The organism is Thioclava sp. PTB-PU3-1 (genome assembly GCF_055666785.1).
The window spans coordinates 57,829-74,619 of the sequence record NZ_JBVNVL010000006.1; the positions used below are offsets into that span (position 1 = coordinate 57,829).

General features: G+C 65.3%; 16 protein-coding genes. 4 read left to right on the plus strand and 12 right to left on the minus strand.

Annotation, left to right across the window (positions count from 1 at the left end; translation table 11 throughout):
• The first annotated feature begins 42 nt into the window (after window positions 1–42).
• Entirely contained in the window at window positions 43–639 is a 597-nt protein-coding gene (locus ACZ7GB_RS15700) for a glutathione S-transferase family protein (RefSeq protein ID WP_078542496.1), read from the plus strand.
• 52 nt (window positions 640–691) lie between these two features.
• Here the strand turns inward: ACZ7GB_RS15700 and ACZ7GB_RS15705 are convergent, their stop codons facing one another.
• From ACZ7GB_RS15705 to ACZ7GB_RS15735, 7 genes are all read right to left on the minus strand, one after another.
• The gene (locus ACZ7GB_RS15705) at window positions 692–2,071 is read right to left on the minus strand and encodes a cytochrome-c peroxidase (RefSeq protein ID WP_472159429.1); all 1,380 of its coding nucleotides are present in this window, start codon (window positions 2,069–2,071) and stop codon (window positions 692–694) included.
• A gap of 4 nt (window positions 2,072–2,075) precedes the next feature.
• Window positions 2,076–3,710, minus strand: coding sequence for a phospholipase C (locus tag ACZ7GB_RS15710; protein WP_472159430.1), 1,635 nt, complete (start codon window positions 3,708–3,710; stop codon window positions 2,076–2,078).
• A gap of 295 nt (window positions 3,711–4,005) precedes the next feature.
• Window positions 4,006–5,193: a TIGR03862 family flavoprotein gene (locus ACZ7GB_RS15715; protein ID WP_472159432.1), complete on the minus strand. Its 1,188-nt coding sequence runs from the start codon at window positions 5,191–5,193 to the stop codon at window positions 4,006–4,008.
• A complete protein-coding gene (holA, locus tag ACZ7GB_RS15720; protein WP_472159433.1) occupies window positions 5,190–6,212 on the minus strand; it encodes a DNA polymerase III subunit delta in 1,023 nt (340 codons plus the stop codon). Before holA ends, ACZ7GB_RS15715 begins: the two co-directional genes overlap by 4 nt.
• Window positions 6,209–6,706 (minus strand): LPS assembly lipoprotein LptE, encoded by a 498-nt coding sequence (lptE, locus tag ACZ7GB_RS15725; protein ID WP_078549513.1) that lies wholly within the window; start codon window positions 6,704–6,706, stop codon window positions 6,209–6,211. Before lptE ends, holA begins: the two co-directional genes overlap by 4 nt.
• Window positions 6,693–9,251 carry a leucine--tRNA ligase gene (gene leuS / locus ACZ7GB_RS15730; RefSeq protein WP_472159435.1) on the minus strand — a complete coding sequence of 853 codons (2,559 nt, stop codon included), beginning with the start codon at window positions 9,249–9,251 and terminating at the stop codon, window positions 6,693–6,695. The genes lptE and leuS overlap by 14 nt, the downstream gene beginning before the upstream one ends.
• A 153-nt stretch (window positions 9,252–9,404) precedes the next feature.
• The gene (locus ACZ7GB_RS15735) at window positions 9,405–9,953 is read right to left on the minus strand and encodes a DUF3576 domain-containing protein (RefSeq protein WP_078549509.1); all 549 of its coding nucleotides are present in this window, start codon (window positions 9,951–9,953) and stop codon (window positions 9,405–9,407) included.
• Window positions 9,954–10,303: 350 nt separating this feature from the next.
• On the opposite strand from ACZ7GB_RS15735, the gene ACZ7GB_RS15740 reads away from it, so the two are divergent.
• A complete protein-coding gene (locus ACZ7GB_RS15740) occupies window positions 10,304–11,326 on the plus strand; it encodes a porin (RefSeq protein WP_472159436.1) in 1,023 nt (340 codons plus the stop codon).
• 99 nt (window positions 11,327–11,425) lie between these two features.
• Window positions 11,426–12,079 carry a YggS family pyridoxal phosphate-dependent enzyme gene (locus ACZ7GB_RS15745; RefSeq protein ID WP_472159438.1) on the plus strand — a complete coding sequence of 218 codons (654 nt, stop codon included), beginning with the start codon at window positions 11,426–11,428 and terminating at the stop codon, window positions 12,077–12,079.
• Here the strand turns inward: ACZ7GB_RS15745 and ACZ7GB_RS15750 are convergent.
• Both ACZ7GB_RS15750 and ribA read right to left on the minus strand, forming a co-directional pair.
• The gene (locus tag ACZ7GB_RS15750; RefSeq protein ID WP_472159440.1) at window positions 12,076–12,630 is read right to left on the minus strand and encodes a L,D-transpeptidase family protein; all 555 of its coding nucleotides are present in this window, start codon (window positions 12,628–12,630) and stop codon (window positions 12,076–12,078) included. The two genes, ACZ7GB_RS15745 and ACZ7GB_RS15750, sit on opposite strands and share 4 nt — an antisense overlap.
• Window positions 12,630–13,706, minus strand: a complete 1,077-nt coding sequence (ribA, locus tag ACZ7GB_RS15755; protein WP_472159441.1) for a GTP cyclohydrolase II — start codon at window positions 13,704–13,706, stop codon at window positions 12,630–12,632. Before ribA ends, ACZ7GB_RS15750 begins: the two co-directional genes overlap by 1 nt.
• A 142-nt stretch (window positions 13,707–13,848) precedes the next feature.
• Between ribA and ACZ7GB_RS15760 the strand changes: the two genes are divergently transcribed.
• Window positions 13,849–14,535 carry a response regulator transcription factor gene (locus ACZ7GB_RS15760; RefSeq protein ID WP_078521549.1) on the plus strand — a complete coding sequence of 229 codons (687 nt, stop codon included), beginning with the start codon at window positions 13,849–13,851 and terminating at the stop codon, window positions 14,533–14,535.
• 89 nt (window positions 14,536–14,624) lie between these two features.
• Here ACZ7GB_RS15760 and ACZ7GB_RS15765 read toward each other — a convergent pair whose 3' ends face one another.
• The 3 genes from ACZ7GB_RS15765 to ACZ7GB_RS15775 form a co-directional block, all read right to left on the minus strand.
• Window positions 14,625–14,969 (minus strand): DUF3775 domain-containing protein, encoded by a 345-nt coding sequence (locus ACZ7GB_RS15765; RefSeq protein ID WP_472159443.1) that lies wholly within the window; start codon window positions 14,967–14,969, stop codon window positions 14,625–14,627.
• A 67-nt stretch (window positions 14,970–15,036) separates the two neighbouring features.
• Window positions 15,037–15,654 carry an aminotransferase class IV family protein gene (locus ACZ7GB_RS15770; protein ID WP_472159444.1) on the minus strand — a complete coding sequence of 206 codons (618 nt, stop codon included), beginning with the start codon at window positions 15,652–15,654 and terminating at the stop codon, window positions 15,037–15,039.
• Entirely contained in the window at window positions 15,627–16,739 is a 1,113-nt protein-coding gene (locus tag ACZ7GB_RS15775; protein WP_472159446.1) for an aminodeoxychorismate synthase component I, read from the minus strand. The genes ACZ7GB_RS15770 and ACZ7GB_RS15775 overlap by 28 nt, the downstream gene beginning before the upstream one ends.
• Window positions 16,740–16,791 lie beyond the last annotated feature (52 nt).

Sequence of the window (16,791 nt, forward strand, 5' to 3'; positions counted from 1 at the left end):
GGCAGCCGTGGCCCAATGTCGCGACTTTCGACGGGAGGCAGGATGTATACGGTTATCGGAACGGTCGGCTCGCGGACGCTGCGCGTGCTGTGGATGCTGGAGGAACTGGGCGCGGAGTATCAGCATGTGCGGGCCGCGCCGCGCTCGGACGATGTCGTCGCTTTCAACCCGGCGGGCAAAGTGCCGGTGCTGGTCATCGACGGCACGCCGATCACCGATTCCACGGCGATTCTCACCTATCTCGCGGATGCGCATGGGAAATTTACCCATGAGGCGGGCACGCTGGAGCGCGCGCGGCAGGACAGTCTGACGCAATTCCTGCTCGATGAGTTCGACGCGAATCTTTGGACCGCGGCGCGGCACAGTTTCATCCTGCCCGAGGAATTGCGGCTGTCGGGCATAAAGAATTCGCTGCGCTGGGAGTTCGAGCGGTCGCAGCGCACGCTGATCCACCGGATGGGCGAGGGTGAGTTCGTGATGGGCGAGGAAATGACCGTGCCCGATATCATTCTGGCGCATTGCCTCGACTGGGCGCTGATGGCGAAATTCCCGATCGTCGAGCATCGGCTGAGCGAATATCACGACCGGATGCGGGCGCGCCCTGCCTATAAGCGCGCGGTTGCGATGCGCGACGGGTGAGGGGGCGGCCTGCGAGCCCCCACTCCGCACTGGCAATCAGCCTTGACCCAAGTCATTCATCTGAAGGCGAGTAGCCGTCGGTGAGGGTTTGCAGGAAGGCGATGATATCCGCCTGATCTGCCTCGGTAAGCGCGTCGCCATCCTCGGGCGCGCGTCCGAACGGCGCATCGGCGCGATCGATATTTCCCTGATAGCGAGTGGGCAGGTCGTCGAAGCGCTTCACCTGACCGTCGCGTGTGGGGTAGATCGCGCGTGGGTCGCTGTCGCGCTTGGCGTAGAAGCGCAGGACCTGTTTCAGGCTCGTATAGACGCCGTTGTGAAAGAAGACGTGCCGGGTCGCGACGTTGCGCAGGCTCGGGGTCTTGAACATCCCGCAATTGCCGGGCTGCGTCGAAATCGCATCGTGGCGCAGCGGGCCGCAGAGGCCGAGATCGACATAATGCGGATCGGCATTGGCCGGGATCGCCGGGTTGCGCGGCACGCCGAGCGCCTCGTATTCGAAATCCGTGAATTGCGGCGGGCGACCATCGGCGGACCGTGTGTCGAGATGGCAGGCAGCGCAATTGCCTTTCTTCGGATCGTCGAAAAGCGCGCGCCCGCGTGCCTCGGCGGGCGACAGCTGCGCCTCGCCCGCCAGCACGGCATCGTATTTGCTGGTATAGGGGTGAAATTCCACCGCCTCGGTCTGGTAGCGCGACAGCGCGAAGGCAGCCTCGTCGATCAGCATCTTGTCGTCGTCCCGCACGGCAGCGGCGAAGAGCTGCGCGAAGCGGTCGCCGTAGCGCGCTCGTAAGGTTGCAGCGAGGGTTGCGCGGTCGGGCTCTGCCATCTCGAAATGGGTGAAGAGGACGGCCAGCGCCTGCTCTTGCAGCGTGTCCGCGCGCCCGTCCCAGAACAGACCGCCGCGCAGCACCGGGCTCGCAGCAGGGGGCGCGCCAGCGGTTTTTCGCGGCGCGGGCTGGGTGGAGGCGCTTGGCGCTGCAGTCTCTTTCGCGCCCGTCCCCTGCTGTGCGACCGCCAGCGGCGCGGCCTCGCCCGCCTCCGAGGTCGGGTCGAGCACGCCGAAGGTGAAGGGCGGCGTCTGGCGCTTATAAGTGAGCGAGGGCACCGCGCGCAGCCCCGGCAGGTCGAGATGCGGCCCGCCAAGCTGCACTGCGCGGGCGTTGGCGGGGGCGAAGTGATTTTTCGGGTCGTGGCAGCTCGCGCAGCTCATCTGGCCACTGGCTGACAGCGTGGGGTCGGAAAACAGCGCCTTGCCGATCGCGGCCACGGCGCTCAGATCGACATCGCCCTGAGGGCGCGCACCCGGCGCGGGATCGGTCGCCGCCCCGACGGAGGCGGCCGAAAGGAAAGCCGCGAGCGTGATGCTCGCGGCCCCCTCTGCCGAACGGATCGTCTTGGGAGTGATCAATCGTAGGTTCGGCAATCTCATCGCCTCAGCCCTTCGGGGTGCCGGTGGCCGGGTCGAGGATCAGCTTGCCATTGGCCGCTTTCGAGAAGTCGAACATGCCGTTGAGCGTGCCCGCCTGTGCGTCGAAGGAACCCTGACCGATGCGCTGCCCGTTCAGCCAGTTATCCTCGATGAACTTTGTGACCGAGGATTGATCGACCAGCGTGTGATCCACCGCGTTCTTCTTCGCATAGGGCGAGATCACCAGCATCGGGATGCGGGTGCCGTAGCCGCAGCGGCCCTGCGCCGGCTTGTCGTCGAGACCGGGCAGCGTCTTGTCGCTGGCGCAGTTGCTGCCATTGAGCACGTCATAGCCCGCGACCGGGATATTCGAGCCGTTCACCACCGCCATCGCGTGGTCATACCAGCCATCGGAGTCGTCATAGGTCACGACGATCGCGGTGTCCTTCCAGTCCTTCGACTTCTGCAGCGCATTGACCGCGTTGACGATGAATTCCTGCCCGTCGAGCGGGTCGGAATAGCCCGCATGACCGTCCTGATAGGCGGACGCCTTGAGGAACGTCACCGCCGGCAGGTTGCCGTTCTTCAGCGCAGCGTAGAAATCCTTGCTGTCATATTGGTGGTTCGCGCCGCCATCGTCCGAGGTGCCGATCGCATCGACCGAGGCGGGCCGGGTGTGATCGAGGTTCTGGGTCGATTTGTAATACTGGAAGGGCTCGTGGTGGGGGATGTAGTCCTTCGAGGTCTCGCCGGTCACCTGCGAGAGCGACGAGCGGTCGCAGCCGGTGGTGCCGTTGCCGTTCACCGCGGTCAAATCGAAGCCGCCCTCGAACCAGCCCCAGGTTACGTGTTTTGCGTTCAGCAGATCGCCGATATTCTTGCCGCCCATCAGCGTCGTCGGGTATTTCGGGTTCGAGCAGACATCGCCGGTCGGGTCGAGATCCGAGATCATCGTCCAGCCGCCATTGCCGTCGGGCACGACGCGCCCCTTGTCATAGGTGCCATCGGCCTCGAGTTTGTAGCCCTTGGGCAGCACCGCGCCATTGGTCTGGCCCGAGACGAGGTTGATCGCGCCGGGCGTCGAGGGGCCGAAGGTGCTCGAGAAGGCGTTGTCGTTCATCGCGTAGGCCTGCGCGTAGTTCCACAGCGCGGTGACGGTGTTGCCGTCATAATAGCCCATCACCTGACCCTTGGTGCCGAAGGCGCCCGTGCCGCCCTTGGTGCCCTTGCCGGTATTGGCCGGGAAGGCATCCATCTTGCCGCCGTGGAACGCGGCCTGCTCGGCGGTGTAACCGTGGTTCTGGTCCGCAGTCGCGGCCTGCGTCCGGTCGAGCCGGAACGGGGCGGCGGCATTCGCGCCATTGGCGGCATTGGTCTTGTTGGGGTTGGTCTTCAGCAGACCGGCGCTTGCGAGCGTATCGGCCTTGGGCGTGTCTTTCGCGGCGGTGAATTGCGGCTCGCCCTTGGGGTTCGCAGCGTTCGGATAGGTCGCGAAGTAATGGTCGAAGGAGACGTTCTCCTGAAAGATCACCACGAGATGCTTGATCGGGGTGGCGGTCTGGGTGTCGGCGGCGGCGGAGGTGCCCGCTTGGGCGGTCGCGGCGGCGCAAGCCAGCGCGAGTGCGCTGACGGCACCGGTGAGGCGGAGCGTGTCGGTCATCTAAAGTCCCTCATTCAAATGGCAGCTTCCCCGTGAGCTACGGGGCGCGTGGCATCTCGCTAGGAACGGCGTGTGGCAATTTGGTGACAGTCCCGCTCACGCACCATCACCACTGGGTGAGACCCCCGCGGATGCACGCGGATGGGATGCAGCGTGAGCGTTCGGTGATCGGCGCGGGCGGTGGCGCGGCGCGATGGGTGAGGGGGCTCTGCCCCCCGTCGCCGGAGGGCGACAAGCAATGCGGAAAGAGGGGGCTCTGCCCCCGGTCCTACGGACCTCCCCCGGGATATTTACATCAAGGGGAAGAGAGCCGTTGGGCCGCGGCGCGCCCGGCATGGCGGCCTGAAGCGAGGCAGGCGGTCAGCAGGTAGCCGCCCGTCGGGGCCTCCCAGTCGAGCATCTCGCCCGCGGCGAAGACGCCGGGCAGGGCTGTCAGTTCCAGATCGTCGGTGAGGCTGTCCCATGCGATGCCGCCCGCGCTGGAGATCGCCTCGGCGATCGGGCGCGGCGGGCCGAGCGGGATACGCAGAGATTTGAGCGTTGCTGCAAGCTGCGCCGGGTCCTTGGGCAGCGGGCGGCCCCATTCCAGCGCAAGCGCGAGTTTCACCGGATCCAGCTTCGCGCCTTTGCGCAGGCGGTTCGTCAGGCTCTGTTTCGGCGGGATTTTCGCAAGCCGCGCGGCGAGGTCTTCGGCGCTTTGATCCGGGGCGAGATCGAGGCTCAACGGCGCGCCCTCGCGCAACTCGGTGGAGAGTTCATAGATGCCGCCGCCTTCGAGCCCGCGCTCCGAGATCACGAATTCTCCGCGCGTGCGCCGCGTCGGCGTAATCAGCGCCGCACCTTTCACGGGCTGGCCAAGCTGGTTTGTCATATGCGCCGACCAGTCGATCTCGAAGCCCATATTGGCGGGGGTGAATGGGGTGATCTCCACGCCTTTCGCGCTCAGCCACGGCACCCAGGCCGCATCCGAGCCAAGCCGCGGCCAGCTTGCGCCGCCGAGCGCGAGGATCGTAGCGTCGGGCCTCAGGCTCTGACGGCCTTCGGGCGTGTCGAAGATCAGCGCTGCGCCGTCGAAGCCTTGCCAGCGCCAGCGGGTGTGGATCGTGACGCCGAGGGATTCGAGCCGCGCGATCCAGGCGCGCAGCATCGGCGAGGCTTTCATCACGGTCGGGAAGACCCGACCGGTGGAGCCGGTAAACAGCTCGATCCCAAGATCGCGGGCGAAGCTCTGCGCCGCCTCGGGGCCGAAATCGCGGGTGATCGCGGCGATCTGCGGGTGGGAATAGTGGGACAGGAAGGCGTCGAGCGGCTCGTCCCTCGTTAGGTTCAGCCCGGATTTTCCCGCCATCAGGAATTTGCGCGCAAGCGTCGGTTTGGCCTCTGCCAATGTCACGGGAACGCCGGCCCGCGCCAGTTCCTCGGCTGCCATCAGGCCCGCCGGGCCGCCACCGATGACGAGCGCGGATTTCGCCGCCGCGCTCACCGCCGGGCCAGCATCGCGAGCCGCATCAGCGCGCGCTCCATCACCGCCATTTGCGGCGCGCGGCTGGCGGAGCGCAACGTCAGATCGGTCTCGACCAGTTCCTTCAGCGCGGTCTCCAGCTTGTACATGCCCCAGCTTTGCGCCTGCCGCTGCATCCTGTCGCGGCGCGGGCCGAAGATCGGCGGGCGCATCCGGGCGATGCCGGCACCCGGGCCCTGCGGGTCGGAAGCGGCGGCATGCAGCGCGCGGAAATGGCGCATCGCGGCGATGGCGAGTTGCACGGGCTGCACCCCTTGGCTTTCCAGCCGCCGCATCACCGGGCCAAGCTCTGGTGCGCGGCCCTCGGCCACGATGGAGAGCACATCATCGACGCCCGCCTCGACCGAAGACGGCGCGCAGGCGGCCACGTCGGCGGGGCCAAGTGGCGTGTTGTCGCCGAATTTGTAGAGCGAGATCTTCTCGACGGTCTGGCGGAAATCGCCCGGATCGAGCGCGCGCGACAGCGCCACGAGGTCGGTCATCGCGTCGTTCGAGATATCGCGCAGATCGGCGCGGCGCAGGATGTCCTCGATCTCCTCGCGGCTCGGCGGGTCGTCGTAAATCCCGACGGAATAGGCGTTGTTATGGCCCTCGAAGGCTTTGCGCAGCTTCGATTTGGCGGCGAGCGAGCCTGCGGTGACCACGATCTGCGCATCGCCTTCGCGCCATTCGTCGAGCGCGGTCTTCACCGCGTCCGAGACCGCATCGGTCGCATCCTCGACGAAAGCCACGCGCGGGCCGGGGAAGAAGCCGACCTCCTTGATCGCATCGAGCAGCAGTGAGGGTTGCTTGCGCAGATCGCCGCCCGCGATCCGGCTCAGGCGCATCTCTTCTTCGCCCTTCGGGCCGATCAGCGCGGCGATGACTTCCTGACGGCGCAGGGCCACGCGCATCGCATCGCCCCCGAAGATCAGCAGGCCGGTGCGCTCAGGCTCGGGTTTGGCGAAATAGCGGGTCGCTGCTACGCCGGTCAGCTTCATTCCGGTAGACCCGGCGCTTGTGACAGAAGTCGCGTCACGATCTGATCTGCGAGGATCACCATCAGGCGGCGATGCGCGTCTTCCTGCGCGGCCTGCGAGGCGACCACGGTGCCGGTCGCGGACCACGAGGTAAAGGAGGTGACGCGCCCGGTCAGCAGCACGGCATTATCCGCCGCATCGCGCAGCGTGTAATCCACCGTGCCATTGAGCTGGTAGCGCGTCGTCGCATTGTCGGGCGAGATGCCCTGACCCAGCGACTCGGTGTCGATCTTGTAGTCGAGCCGGTAGCGGGTGACCTGCGAGGCCCCCAGCCGCGCGTTCAGCTGCTGGACGAGGGCGAAGGCGTCGCGCGTCGTGGGCGCGGCCGGTTCGACCCCTTCGAGCAGTTTCGCCGCCCCACCCTGAGGCCCGTAGGCCGGGGTGAAGCCGCAGCCCGCGAGAAGGCCAGCGGCCCCCGCGAGCCCCAGAAATCCGCGTCTGTCAGATGACCACATTGACGATCCGCCCCGGCACAACGATCAGCTTCTTGGGCTGGCCACCGGCCAGCGCCTTCACGACAGCTTCGTCGGCCAGAACCAGCTTTTCAACCTCTTCCTTCGGCATGTCCTTGGGCACCGAGATTTCGGCGCGGCGCTTGCCGTTGATCTGGATCGGCAGCGTCACCGAATCCTCGACCAGCAGTGCCGGGTCCGCCTCGGGCCAACGGGCTGCGATCACGAAGCCCTCGCCGCCCAGCATCGACCAGACCTCTTCGGCGAGGTGCGGGACCATCGGCGCCAGCAGTTGCGCCATCAGCTTCATCGCGTCGCGCTTGGTCTCGGCCCCGGCCGTCGATTTCGACATCGTGTTGGTCAGGCCATAAAGCGTGGCGACCGCCTTGTTGAAGGTGAAGCCCTCGATCGACTTGGTGACTTCGTCGATCGCCTTATGGGTGGCCTTCAGGAGCGCCGTATCCTCTGCCTCATTCGCGGGCGCATCCGAATTGGCGATATCGTCGGCAATTCGGTGCACGCGGGCGAGGAATTTCGAGGTCGCTTCGGCGCCAGCGGCGGTCCATTCGACGTCGCGCTCGGGCGGGCTGTCGGACATCACGAAGAAGCGGGCGGTATCGGCCCCGAACTCGGCGATGATGTTCATCGGATCGACAACGTTCTTCTTCGATTTCGACATCTTGGCCGAGGGGATGGTCTCGACCGCTTCGCCGGTGGCCTTCAGCTTGCCGTCTTCGACCTCTTCCGGGAGGTGGTAGACGGGACGATTCTTGGCGTCACGCGTGAGGTAGATCTCATGCGTCACCATGCCTTGCGTGAACAGCGCGTCGAAGGGCTCGATCGCTTTCGCGGGCAGGTGGCCGGTCTTGTGCATCGCGCGGGCATAGAAGCGCGAATAGAGCAGGTGCAGAATCGCGTGCTCGATGCCGCCGATATATTGGTCGACGTTCATCCAGTACTCGGCCTCGGCCGGATCGGTCGGCGTGGTAGCACCGGGCGAGGTGAAGCGCGCGTAATACCAGCTCGAATCGACGAAGGTATCCATCGTGTCGGTCTCGCGCTGACCCGGCCCGCCGCAATTCGGGCAGGTGCAGTCGCGCCAGCTCGGATGACGATCGAGTGGGTTGCCGGGAATCGAGAAGTCGATCTTCTGGCCGTCCTCGTCATAGGGCAGCTCGACGGGGAGGTTTTCCTTCTTCTCCGGCACCACGCCGCAGGTCTCGCAATGCACGACCGGGATCGGGCAGCCCCAGTAGCGCTGGCGGCTCAGGCCCCAGTCGCGCAGGCGGAACTTGGTCACGCCCTGACCGATGCCGTTTTCCTCGCAGAAGGCGATCGCACTCGCGACGCCCTCTTCGCCGGTCTGCACTTCGTCGCCCGCGAAACCACGGATGTAGCGGACTTTCTCGGATTTCAGCGGAACGTATTCGGCCTCAGGGTAGTCACCCTCGACCGGCTCGAAGACGGGCGTGATCGGCAGCTCGTATTTCGTCGCGAATTCGAAGTCGCGCGCGTCATGCGCCGGGCAGCCGAAGATCGCGCCGGTGCCGTAATCCATCAGGATGAAGTTGGCGATATAGACCGGCAGTTCCCAGCTCGTGTCGAGCGGGTGGCGGACCTTGATGCCGGTATCCATCCCCAGCTTCTCGGCGGTTTCGATGGCTTCCTCGGTCGTGCCGCCTGCGCGGCATTTCGCGACGAATTCCGCGACCTTGGGATCGTGCCGCTCCAGATGCTTAGCAAGCGGATGATCGGGCGAGATCGCCGCGAAGCTCGCGCCGCGCAGCGTGTCGGGGCGGGTGGTGTAGACTTCGAGCCGGTCGAAGCCTTCCGGCGCATCGACGGTCGAGAAGGCGAATTGCAGACCGCGCGACTTGCCGATCCAGTTGGCCTGCATCAGGCGCACCTTCTCGGGCCAGTCCTTGAGGTTGTCGAGCGCGTCGAGCAATTCCTCGGCATAGTCGGAGATCTTGAAGAACCACTGCGTCAGCTCGCGGCGTTCGACTTCCGCGCCAGAGCGCCAGCCCTTGCCGTCGATCACCTGCTCATTGGCCAGCACGGTCATGTCGACCGGGTCCCAGTTCACCACCGCGTTCTTGCGATAGACCAGACCGGCCTCGAGCATGTCGATGAACATCGCCTGCTGCTGGCCGTAATAGTCCGGGTCGCAGGTCGCGAATTCGCGCGACCAGTCGATCGAGAGGCCGAGCGGCTTCATCTGGTCCTTCATCACGGCGATGTTGCCGTAGGTCCAGTCCTTCGGATGGCCGTTATTGTCCATCGCGGCGTTCTCGGCGGGCATCCCGAAGGCGTCCCAGCCCATCGGATGCAGCACGGAAAAGCCCTTGGCCATCTTATAGCGCGCGACGACGTCGCCCATCGTGTAGTTGCGCACATGGCCCATATGGATGCGGCCCGACGGGTAGGGGAACATCTCGAGGACGTAATATTTCGGTTTGGCCGGGTCACGGCGCGCGGCGAAGAGATCCGCCTTGTTCCAAGCCTCTTGCCATTTCGTCTCGCTCTGGCTCGGTTCGTAGCGTGCCATGTCGGGCCCCTCATCACGTCGAATTCTGCGCGAGCTTGCTACACTGGCCTTGGGGGCGAGGTCCAGCCGCCGCGCTCATTTGGACAGAAATATCCCCGCCGGAGGCTGGCTCGGGCGGGGATCTGAATGCGTCTTACGGTCGCCTTGCGGGAATCAGAGTTGCGAGTCGCGGACCCGCAGCTGGCGTGCGCGGGTGAGAATCGCGTTCTCCACGGCGCGCTGCGTATCTGCCGAGACCGCGCCACCCTGTGTGCGGATCGACACTTTGAGCGAACGCGCATCGAGCGCCGGGTCGGTAACGTAAACCGTGGCCTTATAGGCGCGACCGCCGCCCGGCGGGGTGCCATAGCCGGTCACGATGACGCCGGAGAAGGGGTCAACCTCTTGAATCGGCAGGAAGTCGAGCACTTCGAGCGAAGCCTGCCAGAGATACTTGTTCACTTCGACGGTGATGTTCGGATCGCCATTTCCGCCGAAAATATCCCAAACGGTCGATTTCTTCTGAACGCGGCGCGTGGGGCCGTCGATCACGGCTTCGTTCGAGCCGGGCGTGTGGTCGAGCTGATTGGCTTCGCGCTGTGAAGCGGTAGCCCCGCTGCCACCCGAGAAGATGTTGCCGCTCGAGATACCCTTGCCGCAGCCTGCGAGCACGAGGCACACGCCCAGAATTGCCGTGCGTTTCAAAAGGGTTCTGGAAGTCATGCGAAGCTGTCCCCGTCGGCCTGCGTCATTGATTGCCTTTTCTCTAGCTCATGGCCCCCAGCCCGACAAGGTTTTTCCCCTTTGCCCCCGGATTTCGACCGACCGGCGCCTCGGGGGAATGCCGCCCGATGCCGCTATACGCGCATGTAAGGGGCATTGTAGGGCGGTGTCAGAGGCCAACCGCAATTGCACGCTGACGTTACTGTGACATGTCTGCACCATCAAACACCCTATTCGACCCGGGCGGGCGCTTTGAGTTGCAATGAAAGGGGTGGGGAGAGAAAACACCGTCATACCCAACTTCGGATTCCCCAGGTTGGGGGTTACCTGTAAGACAATGAGGGAAAACGATGAAAAAGGTTCTCTTCGCGACGACCGCGCTCGTGTTCTCGGCTGGCATCGCTGCCGCTGAGGTCTCGGTTGGCGGCGACGGCCGCATGGGTGTCGTCTACAACGGCGACGACTGGAATTTCTCGAGCCGCATCCGCGTCTCGTTCACCGCTTCGGGCACCACCGACGGTGGCCTCGAGTTCGGCGGCTCCGTCCGTGCTGACCAAGCTATCGCTGCTACCCGCGGCACCTCGGCTTCGGTCTACATCTCGGGCGCGTTCGGCAAGCTCTCGATGGGCGACGTTGTCGGCGCTCCGGAAGCTCTGTTCGGCGACTTCTACGAAGTTGGCTACACCGACCTGTCGTCGGCTGGCGGTTCGAACGACATCGGCTACCTGACGGCTGACAACGGCGGCAACGTCGACTGCACCAACGTCGGTCCGGGCATCAGCGCTTGCGCCAACTCCGGCCCGAACCTGCTGTACACCGGCACCTTCGGTGCGTTCTCGGTCGCAGCCTCGATGTCGGACGGCAAGCTGAACGGCGCAACCATCGGCGGTCTCGGCGTTCCGGTCGCGGTCGGCAACAGCACCGTTGCTACGCTCACCACCGAGACCTCGGTCACCCAAGAGTACGCCATCGCTGGCGCTTACACCTTCGGCAACTACACCGTTGGCATGGGCTACGAGTACTCGAACGGCCGTAACCAGCTCTCGGGCACCGACATGGACGTCGACATGATCTCGCTCGCTGGCGTCGGTCAGTTCGGCAACACCTCGGTCAAAGCCGTGATCGCTCACCGCGGTCAGGATGCTGACGTTGATTGGTACGGCATCGGTGCTTCGTCGGTCTTCGGCGCAACCACCGTTGGCGGCTACATCCAGTACGCTGAAGACAACAACGCCAACACCGACGTGACCTGGTACGGTCTCGGCGCTGAGTACGACCTCGGCGGCGGCGCGTCGATCAAAGGCGGTATCGCTGACTCCGACGTTTCGGGTTCGGACGCGGTTGCTGACCTCGGCGTGAAGTTCTCGTTCTAATCCTTCGGGACAGAACGATGGGAAGAGCGGGCCTTGTGCCCGCTCTTTTCTTTTTGAGCCCTTCGGTGTTTCTTGGGCGCGCTGACGAGGGAGGGCCAGATGGGACTGAGCGACATTCAGGCGCGGATCGCGAAAGCGGAATCAGAGGCAGGGCGCGAGCCAGGATCGGTGAAGCTGATCGCCGTGTCGAAAGTTCAGCCCGCCGAGCGAGTCGAGGCGGTTCTGCGCGAAGGCCATCGGCTGTTTGGCGAGAACTACGTGCAGGAAGCGCAGGGCAAGTGGCCCGCCTGGCGCGAGGAATTTCCCGGCTGCGAAGTTCATATGATCGGGCCGCTGCAATCTAACAAGGCGAAGCTGGCGGTGGAGCTGTTCGAGGCGATTCACACGCTCGACCGGCCCTCGCTGGGCAAGAAGCTGGCCAATCTGGCGCAGACGCGCGGGGCCTCGCCCGATCTCTTCATTCAGGTAAATACCGGGTGCGAGCCGCAAAAGGCGGGCGTGCTGCCCGATGATCTCGACGCTTTCGTCGCGGATATGCGCGGGAAGGACCTGCCGGTCGTCGGTCTGATGTGTATTCCTCCCGAATCCGAGGACCCTGCGCCGCATTTTGCGATGCTGGCCGAGATGGCCGGGCGCAACGGGCTCGACGGTCTGTCGATGGGGATGAGTTCCGATTTCGAGAAAGCGATTGCCGCCGGTGCGACCCATGTGCGTGTGGGTTCGGCGATCTTCGGCGCGCGCGACTATTCCTAAGCTTTGTCGCGGGCGTTGAGCGCCGGGGGCTTTCCGCCCCCGGACCCCCGGAGGATATTTCCGCCAAGCCGAAGGGGAATCTCCAGCGGCTCACCTGGTGTGATGCGCTGTGCGATCCAGATCAGGTGATCGCGGCGGAAGGCGAGGCAGCCCGCAGTCGGGTAGCCCGCGCGGCGGCGCTGATGCAGGAAGATGGCGGAGCCTTTGCCTGCCTCTGCGGTTGGATAGTTCCAGTCGGTCACCAGCACGATGTCGTACAGGGGATCGGCGCGCCGCATCGCCTCATGCGAGGCGGGGTAGGGGGCGCGAACCAAGTGGTTATAGGCCGAATCCCCGGATGCATCGCACCACAGATCACGCGGGCCGATCGGTTCAGCCCAGTCCTGAGGCGCAACGATCCGATCCGCGCGGTAGAACATGCGCAGGATATGCAGCCGCCCCGAAGGAGTCGCGCCGTCGCCCTCCTGCTTGCTGTCGCTGACGCCGCCGCGGCCGATCTCGACCGGGAAACGGCGGCCGCGGAACAGGAGGCCCGTGGGCGTGAGGCGCATCACAGGATATGCCCCGATTTCGCGGCTTTGGTGGCGAGGTAGTTCTCGTTATGGCGGCTCATGCCGACCTTCAGCGGCACGCGCTCGGTCACGTCGATGCCATTGGCTTCCAGCATCGCCACCTTGGCAGGGTTGTTGGTCAGCAGCCGCACCTGCGAAAATCCGAGCTTGCGCAGCAGCGCCGCGCCGATGCGGAAATCGCGCTCGTCATCCTCGAAACCGAGCCGGTGGTTCGCCTCGACCGTGTCGAATCCCTGATCCTGCAGCGAATAGGCGCGCATCTTGTTGGCCAGCCCGATCCCGCGCCCTTCCTGATTGAGATAGAGCAGGATGCCCGCGCCCTCATGCCCCATCAGCGTCAGCGCCGCGTCCAGCTGCGGGCCACAATCGCATTTCAGCGAGCCCAGAACGTCGCCGGTGAAGCAGGCCGAATGCAGCCGCGCGAGGACAGGTTTGGAGCGATCCGGGCGACCGATCTCGATCGCGTAATGCTCCTCAGCGCCATTGTCGGGGCGGAAGATATGCAGCCGACCGGCTTCGGCGGCGCGCATCGGCACGCGCGCGGCAGAGACCGGGGCGAAAGCCTGCGGGATGTCGGCGGCGGCAAGCGCCTCTTCGGCGGTGATGCAGGTCAGATCGGTCGGCGTGGGATCGGGCGCTGCGACCATCAGCGCTGCGGGCAGAAGCTGCGCGGATTTCGCCAGCCGGATCGCGGCGCGGGCGAGGTCCGCAGCGCCGCCGCGAAGCGCCTTGAGCGGGCCTTTCATCGGCACGCGCAGATCGTCTGCCGGATCGGCGAGCGCGCGCAGCCAGAGCAGATCGGCGTCAGCGGGCACCTCGATCCGGGCGATATCGGCGTCGTAGACGCGCGCTTTCAGCGTCTCGGCCCGGCGCGCGGTCAGGACCAGCGTCAGCGGCCCCAGCGCGCGCAACGCCGCGAGCCGCTCGGGCGAGAGCGTCTCGACCGCCACGGTGAGGTGATCGGATAGCAAAACGGGCAGCCCCATGCGCAGATCGGCGCGGGCGCGATTCAGTCGTTCAGCCGGGCTCGGCCCGAGGGAAAAATTGCCGGTCATGCGCTCTGAGATAGCCTCGACTGTAACAAATTGAAATATCTGCCGGTGATTCGACACGTCAGCGTGAGATAGGTTTCACCACCCTTGCCATCGCTGTGAAAGGGCAACAGCTATTCGTCGAACACATATGGAGGCTCAGGACATGGCATCATTGAAGAAGGTCCTTTTGGTTGACGATGACAACGATCTGCGCGAGGCGCTCGCCGAGCAGCTCGTCGCGACCGATGATTTCGAGGTCTTCGAGGCCAGCAATGGTCACGAAGCGGTAGATAAGGCGAAATCGACGCTTTACGACCTCGTCGTGCTGGATGTGGGCCTTCCCGATACCGATGGCCGCGAGCTGTGCAAGAAGCTGCGCAAGAGCGGCGTGAAATGCCCGGTCGTGATGCTGACCGGCCATGACACCGATGCCGACACGATCCTCGGCCTCGACTCCGGCGCCAACGACTACGTGACCAAGCCCTTCAAGTTCCCGGTGCTTCTGGCCCGTCTGCGCGCCCAGCTGCGCACCCATGAACAGTCCGAAGACGCCGTCTTCCAGCTCGGCCCGTATACGTTCAAGCCCGCGATGAAGATGCTGGTGGACGACAAGGACCGCAAGGTGCGCCTGACGGAGAAGGAAACCAACATCCTCAAGTTCCTTTACCGTGCGACCGACGGCGTGGTGCCGCGCGATGTGCTGCTGCACGAGGTCTGGGGTTACAATGCGGGCGTCACCACCCACACGCTCGAGACGCATATCTATCGCCTGCGTCAGAAGATCGAGCCCGATCCCTCGAATGCGCGCCTGCTGGTGACGGAATCGGGCGGCTATCGTCTGGTGGCCTGATCCGAGGCGTTTCGTGCGCCAAGGTTGGAAATGAGGAAGGCGGCTCCTGCGGGGGCCGCCTTTGTCGTGTCCGGTGGTCGCCGCGCGGCTCAGACCGTGGGGTAGATGTCTTCCTCGGCCTCTTCGAGCGAGATGCCGAGCGCATTCAGACCGTCTTCGAGATGATCGGCCAGCATCGGATTGCCCAGCAGGTAATCCTCGGTCGGCGCGGTCGCCTCGGCTTTGGCGGTGGCGATCGCCTCGTCGAGTTCCGACGCGTCATAGGTGTCGCGCCCGATCCACATCACCGCGGTCAGCGATGCCTTTTCATCCTCGTTCAGCGCCGCGATGAAAGCGCGCAGCTCGCGGGCCTGACCCGAGCCGGGAACGCCCGCGTCGAACTTGCGAGCGCGGATGATGACATGGGCGATTTTCGCCGGGCTGATGGTGAGCATGGCTGCCTCCGTTCTTGAGTTCATCATCTCGCCATTGCATGGCCTGCGCAAGCGTTTGCGTGTCGCATCATAACTGCGCGGGGATCAGGCCGCGCAGGGAGTTGCCCATGAAGACCTCGCCCTGCGCCAGATCTTCGGGCCGCAGGACGGCTTCGCGGGCGGCCCCTGTCTCCAGCATCTCCTCGCGCAGGATGCCCGGCAGCAAGCCGCAGGTTAGCGGCGGGGTCAGGTAAATTCCGTCGCGCTTGAGGAAGAGATTGGTGATCGTGCCTTCGCAGATCTCGCCGCGCTCGTTGAGCAGGATCGCCTCGTCCACGCCCTCGGGCAGGGCGGCGCGGGCGGCATCGTAGGGCGCGCGCGCCGTGGTCTTGAGGCGCAGCATCGGGTCCTGGCTGTCGAGGGTGACGCTCGAGATATGGAGGCGCCAGGCGGTGGTTGGCGTCAGGGGGGCAGAGGTGATCTCGATCGCGCCCTTGGCGTCGAGGGTCAGGCGCACCCGCAGCGGGCTCTCGCCGGAAACTGCCGAGAGGGCTGCCGTCAGTTTTTCTCGGTCGAGCGGGTAGCCAAGCTGCTCGGCGCCGCGGGTCAGCCGGGCGATATGGCGGGCGCGGCGGCGGATGCCTTCGCCGGGATGCCAGCCGAAGGTCTCGATCAGCTTCAGATCTTCAGGAACCGGGTTTTCCAAAGCGCTTCCTCATATTCACCGTGGGCGGTGGAGTCATAGACCAGCCCGCCGCCGACATTCACTCGCCATTGGCCGGGGCCGGTCTGCATCAGCGTGCGGATCGCGACGTTGAACTCCATCCGGCCGTCCGGGGCCGTCCAGCCGATCGCGCCGCAATAGATGCCGCGTGGGTCGGGTTCCAGCTCGTGGATGATCTCCATCGCGCGGATCTTCGGCGCGCCGGTGACAGAGCCGCAGGGGAACATCGCGCGCAGGATCTCGGGCAGGTAGGTGCCGGGGACCAGTTCGCCCTCGATCTCCGAGATCATCTGGTGGACCGAGCGATAGGTCTCGACCTCGAAGAGGCGCGGCACCTTGACCGAGCCCGGCGTGCAGATCCGCGAGATGTCGTTGCGCAGCAGATCGACGATCATCAGGTTCTCGGCGCGGTCTTTCTCGGCCCCCATCAGATCGGATTTCAGCGCGGCGTCCTCATCGGGCGTCGCCCCGCGCGGGCGGGTGCCCTTCATCGGCCGGGTGACGATCTTGCCACCCTCGACGCGGAAGAACAGTTCGGGCGAACGTGACAGCAGCCGCATCCCGGCCAACGCGACATCGGCCCCGTGCGGCACTTGGCCCGCGCTGGACAGGGCCGCGTATAGCGCCTCGGGCGCGACGTCGCTTGTCACGGGGATCGGGAAAGTCAGGTTCACCTGATAGCAATCACCCGCGCCGATATAGTCGTGGACCGCCCGGAAGGCCTCGGCATAGCGCGCCTCGGGCCAAAGCGGCTCGCCCAGCTCGATCTGCGGCGCGTTCTCCGAGACCGGCGGCGGGACATCCTCGGGCGCGTCGTAAACCCCGAAGGCCAGCAGCGGCAAATCCCGGTTCTCGGGTAGGAGCGGTGCGAGGCGTTCGCTCAGACAATAGCCCAGCTCGTAGGACGCGAACCCCGCCAGCCATCGCCCGTCGTCCTGCGCGCGCGTGATCGCCGCGAAAGCTGCGGGCAGATCCTCCGGCGCGTCGGCGCGGATGACCTCATGGGGGTCGCGGAAGCGGCAGGGCCGACCGTCCGGCCCCCTGTCGAAACGGACCTCGTCACTCATGGGCACACTCTATGCCAATCTCCGAAGGGGGGCGCAGCCGAAAAGCGACGCT